At 46.6% G+C, this 2,088-nt stretch carries 1 protein-coding gene and 1 pseudogene; both read left to right on the plus strand.

What is annotated here, in order from left to right; all coding sequences use genetic code 11:
- The coding region (locus tag WBV27_RS12055) for a DAK2 domain-containing protein (RefSeq protein ID WP_424202377.1) at positions 1–1,092 on the plus strand (1,092 nt) is incomplete at its 5' end.
- A 97-nt stretch (positions 1,093–1,189) separates the two neighbouring features.
- A pseudogene (locus tag WBV27_RS12060) lies at positions 1,190–2,088 on the plus strand (ATP-dependent DNA helicase RecG); the annotation flags it as partial.

Raw genomic sequence — 2,088 nt, forward strand, 5'->3', positions numbered from 1 at the left:
TACATTTATGAAGGGTTCATGGAATCCTTGACCGGCGAAAAAGTGCCGTCCGCGGAAAAAGTCATCTCACAAGCGGATGTTACCGAAATCGCTCACCAGGAAAATTATCATAACGTTTCGCATTCCATTGCGACAGAAGATATTGAATTCGGTTATTGTACAGAAATCATGGTCAAATTAGGCGAAGGCGAAACCGTGACGGACACCTTTGACTACGATACATTCCGTAATCATCTGAACGAAATCGGGGATTCCCTATTGGTTGTCGCGGATGACGAAATCGTGAAAGTCCATGTGCATACCGAGTATCCAGGGGAAGTCATGAACTACGGCCAAAAATTCGGCTCACTGATGAAAATCAAAGTGGACAATATGCGTATGCAACATGATGCAGTCCTTGAAAAAGCCGATGCACCCGCCAAGAAACTTGAAAAAATTCCTTATGGCGTGATAGCTGTTGCTGCCGGTGAAGGTGTGCATGCCCTGTTCAAGAGTATGGGCGTCTCCACGATCATCAATGGCGGACAAACGATGAATCCAAGCACGGAAGATATCCTTAAGGCTATCGAAAGCACAAATGCCGAAAAAACAATCATTTTGCCGAACAACAAAAATATTTTCATGGCTGCAGATCAGGCTGCCGAAGTGTCGGACGCGGATGTGGTTGTAGTGGCTTCAAAGACGATCTCACAAGGTCTGGCAGCTATGCTTGCCTTCAATGAATCGGTGGACCTGGAAACGAATAAAGCCAACATGACTGCTGAACTGGAAAATGTTGTCAGCGGACAGATCACGAATGCGGTGCGCGACACAGTCATCGACGGATTGGCGATCACCAAAGACGACTTCATGGGAATCGTCGACGGGAAAATCCTGACGGCCGACAAGGACAGAAAAGCCGCAACGATAGAAACCCTGAAAAAGATGATCACGGATGACAGCGAAATCGTCACCATCATCTTCGGGGAAGACAGCGATGAGAAAGAAAGCAAAGAGATTGCAGCGGTCATCGAAGCGGAATATGACTTTTTGGAAGTGGAAGTGCAAGAAGGAAATCAACCGGTATACAGTTATCTTCTTTCTGTAGAATAATCTGAAAAAGCTGAACGAGTTTCTCTGTTCGGCTTTTCTTTTTCAAAACGGTTGGTCAAAGAAACTGTCCTGCTCCCGGAAGAAAGGAGGCGAACGGATGGAAGCGGAAGACAACAAGCAATTGGATATTTATGATCCAGTCGGGGAGTTGCCCCATGTAGGACCGAAGAGGGTTGAGGCGCTGCATTCGTTGGGCATCGATACGATCTATGATCTGATCACACATTTTCCTTTCCGTTATGAGGACATAAAAGTCAAAACATTGGACGAAATCGAGGATTCGGACAAAGTGACGCTGAAAGGACAAGTCGTGACGGCTCCGGTTGTACACCATTACGGTTTTAAAAAAAGCAGGCTATCATTCAAATTAGCCATCGAAGATGCCATCATCTCGGTAACCTTCTTCAATCAGCCGTACCTGAAACAAAAAATCCTGCTTGAGGATGAGGTTGCAATCTTCGGGAAATGGGAACGTGCACGCCAATCTTTAGCAGGGATGAAGATCCTCGGCAGTTCGAACGGACAGGATGATTATGCCGCCATTTATCATGTCAATAAGACGATCAAGCAGCAGACCATCCTGAATCTGATCAAACAGGCGATCGAACTGTATTCTCCGGTCATTCCCGAGATTCTACCGCAGCATTTGCTGCAGACGTATCATCTGATGAGCCATAGGGAAGCCATCCGAGCGATGCACTTTCCCAAAAATGATGAAGAATCGGAGCAAGCGAGACGGCAAATCATCTATCAGGAGTTTTTCCTTTATCAGGTACGGCTGCAGTTGCTGCAGCTGAGCCGCAAAACGAATAACAGGGGCATTCCGATCCTGTATGATGTGGACAAGCTGAAGGGATTCATAGCGACTTTGCCGTTTGAACTGACGGATGGGCAAAAGAAGGTCGTCAATGAAATATGCCGAGATCTGCGCAAACCTTATGAAATGAATCGTTTATTGCAAGGTGACGTCGGCAGCGGCAAAAAGATCGTAGCGGT

It is taken from the genome of Trichococcus sp. (genome assembly GCF_049589555.1).
GTDB lineage: Bacteria > Bacillota > Bacilli > Lactobacillales > Aerococcaceae > Trichococcus.